We start from the raw sequence: 3,068 nt of genomic DNA, 5'->3' as shown, positions 1-3,068 counted from the left end.
GACTCCCCCTCGGGGGAGAGCCGCACGGCCGCGCCGCCCAGGGCCATGCCCAGCGGCTCGCCGGAGGCGTCCTGCTGCGGCGGCACGTCCAGCCCGTACGCCTGCCAGGCGCGCCGGGCCAGCGGCCAGTCCTGCAGGGCGGTGGCCGCGATGCCGACGTTCCACCAGTCGGGGGCGCCGGCGTGGCGCTCCAGCAGCGCCACGGCCCGCAGGCCGGCCGCGCGCGAGCGCTCCCAGTCGTGGCGGAACTTGTGCAGCAGGGCGAGGTTGAACCAGGACTCCGACAGCCACGGCTCCAGATCGGCCGCCCGGGTCAGCAGTTCCCCCGCGTCCTCGTAGCGCCCGTCGTCGATGAGGGTGAACGCACGATGGGTGGCCAGCCGCCAATCGGTGGACGGCCGCTGCCGAGCCCTGCCGAAGATCCTCACGATGACCTGCCCGGTTCCCGCCTCGTAGCCGGCGTGTCGAGGTGCCGATGTGTCGCCACGTCCACTTCCGGTGTGCCCACTGTCTCCTGTCCGCGCCGGCGCCCGCCCAATCCTTCACCGGCGGGCCTGCTCACAGCATGGCCCCCCACGGGGCGCCGCGCGAGACGATATTGCCCCGGGGGCACCCCGCGCACCCCGGGGACGTGTCGCCGGCCGATCCGCCCCCGGCCGTCCGGGAACGGGGAGGCCGCGCGGCCCGCCCCGCCCGCCGGTCCCACGGGCCCGTACGGGGGCCCGGGCCGGTCCCCCGGGAAGGGGGGCACGGGCGGGAACGGCCGGAAACGACCGGTGCCGGCGAGGGGCCGGGGCGAGCGGACGGACGACCCCGCGAGGGGGAGGCTCCGAACGGATGAACGCGTCCACGGAAGGGGGTTCCCTCCGGTGGGACGGATCGCCCGGGCCGGGCGACCGCGACTCACCCCTCGCCGGGTGTCTCCGTGCGCGCCGCGCCCGAGGCGGGGGTCGGGGCCGCGTCCGGCGTGGCCAGGGGCGGTTCGGTGGGGAAGGCCGCCGGCGGCGGGGGTGGCGTGCCCGGCGGCGTCTCGCTCGGCGACAGTTCCCCGGCCCGGATCCGCTCGATCCGCCGCATCACCTTCGACCGCAGGTCGCCGGGTACGTCGTCGTGTCCGCAACACCGCTTGACCAGCTTCTTCACCGACTGCTCCAGCCCGTACTTCTCCAGGCAGGGGGAGCACTCGTCCATGTGTCGGCCGAACTTCGCGCGCTGTTCCTCGGACATCTCGCTGTCCAGGTACTCGTAGAGGTGGTCGAGGATCTCGGCGCAGTCCGTCTCGTGCGGCTGTCCGCAACTCATGAGCCCGAACCCTTCTCCGCGCCCGAACCGACCAGTCCGCGCTCGCGCGCGTAGTCGCCGAGCAGGTCGCGCAACTGACGTCGCCCGCGGTGCAGGCGGGACATCACCGTACCGATGGGGGTCCCCATGATGTCGGCGATCTCCTTGTACGCGAACCCCTCGACGTCGGCGAGGTAGACCGCGATCCGGAAGTCCTCGGGGATGGTCTGCAGGGCCCGCTTGACGTCCGTGTCCGGCAGGCGGTCCAGCGCCTGCGACTCGGCCGACTGCAGGCCGTTGGACATGTGCGACTCGGCCCGCGCGAGCTGCCAGTCCTCGATCTCCTCCGCCGCGCTGCGCTGGGGTTCGCGCTGCTTCTTGCGGTAGGAGTTGATGAACGTGTTGGTGAGGATGCGGTACATCCACGCCTTGAGGTTGGTACCCGCGCGGAACTGGTGGAAGGACGCGTACGCCTTGGCGTAGGTCTCCTGCACCAGGTCCTCGGCGTCCGCCGGGTTGCGGGTCATCCGCAGGGCGGCCGAGTACATCTGGTCGAGGTACTCCAGCGCGTCCCGCTCGAAACGGGCGTTGCGTTCCTCCGGCGTCTCCGACCGCGCCTCGGATCCGTCGGTCGGCGCACCGGTCCCCTCCACGTCGCCGCTCTCGCCGTCGGTCGTGGCGACCGGACCCACCTCCTTCACCGGGGTGGCCGACTCCGTGGCGACCACACTTGCCTCGGAGAATAGACGACGACCGGGGGCGGGCGCCCCTCCAACGGGGCCCTCGGCCGCGAGCCGCAGCGTCGCCCAGTCGACCGTGGCGGCGGTCTCCCGGCTGCGGCGGGGCGGGCATGCGGTGGATCCCATGGGGTGTCGCTCTCCTCACTGCGGTGCGAACGGGTGGCGCCGGGAGGACGGCCCGGGCGTGTCGGGGCCGTGGGTCCCGACACCGCTCGTCCGGCGGATCGCGGATCCGGCCGGATCCGTCCTCGGTTCTCCCGTCAACACCACCGGGCGCCCGGGCATTCCCGCCCGGCCCGGTCATCCCTCCCGGAGGGTGTCCCACCGGTGGCGGGAGCCGTCCCGCTCGCCGGCCGGGGCGGCATCGGGCAGGGCGAGGACCCAGTCGCCGACCGCTCCGGCGACGGCCGCCGCCGTCTCCTCCGGCCCCCGGCCCGAGCGGGCGCCGACGGCGAAGGTGTGGTCGGCCGCGGGCACCGACACCGGTTCGAGCCCCGTCGGGAACTCCCCGGGGCGCCCGAAGGGGTCGCGCTCCCCCTGCACCACCAGCAGCGGCAGCCCCGCTCCGGTGACCGCCGTCAGTTCGTCCGCCCGGGACCGCTCGGGGCGACCCGGCGGGTGCAGCGGGAAGGCCAGGGCGACCACACCCACCGCGCCGGTTTCCCCGGCGGTGCGGCAGGCCACCCGGGCACCGGCGCTGCGCCCGCCCGCCACCACCGGCGGGGCGGAGCCGGCGGCCGTGAGCCCCGCCGCGTCCTCCGGTGGGTCGACCAGGGCCGGCCACACCGCCCGCCAGGCGGTGTCCAGGGTGCGGGGGGCGGGCGCCAGCCGCTTCCCGGCGACCCGCCAGGGCTGTTCCACCAGGGCGACGGTCACCCCGCGTGCCGGCAGCGCGGCGGCGAGGGCCACCAGGTCGGGAGAGCCGATCCCGCCGCCGGCGCCGTGGCCCAGGGCGAGGGTCAGCCGGGGGTGCCCGGCCGGGTGCCAGGTGATCCGGGCGGGCCCGGCGGGGGTGTCCACCGTGTGCACCGCGCCGGGGGTCGGCGC

General features: G+C 75.6%; 4 protein-coding genes. All 4 read right to left on the bottom strand.

Annotated features, from left to right (window positions below; genetic code table 11):
* Positions 1–428: tetratricopeptide repeat protein (locus tag FOE67_RS21190; protein WP_369075294.1), on the bottom strand; the 428-nt coding region annotated here is incomplete at its 3' end.
* A 475-nt stretch (positions 429–903) separates the two neighbouring features.
* Positions 904–1,302: a mycothiol system anti-sigma-R factor gene (gene rsrA, locus FOE67_RS21185; RefSeq protein ID WP_182666433.1), complete on the bottom strand. Its 399-nt coding sequence runs from the start codon at positions 1,300–1,302 to the stop codon at positions 904–906.
* Positions 1,299–2,147: a sigma-70 family RNA polymerase sigma factor gene (locus FOE67_RS21180; protein ID WP_194444546.1), complete on the bottom strand. Its 849-nt coding sequence runs from the start codon at positions 2,145–2,147 to the stop codon at positions 1,299–1,301. Before FOE67_RS21180 ends, rsrA begins: the two co-directional genes overlap by 4 nt.
* Before the next feature lie 174 nt (positions 2,148–2,321).
* The gene (locus tag FOE67_RS21175; protein ID WP_323385230.1) at positions 2,322–3,050 is read right to left on the bottom strand and encodes an alpha/beta hydrolase family protein; all 729 of its coding nucleotides are present in this window, start codon (positions 3,048–3,050) and stop codon (positions 2,322–2,324) included.
* Positions 3,051–3,068 lie beyond the last annotated feature (18 nt).

It is taken from the genome of Streptomyces calidiresistens, assembly GCF_014141525.1.
Classification (GTDB): domain Bacteria; phylum Actinomycetota; class Actinomycetes; order Streptomycetales; family Streptomycetaceae; genus Streptomyces; species Streptomyces calidiresistens.
This window is presented reverse-complemented; position numbering and strand designations above follow the sequence as displayed.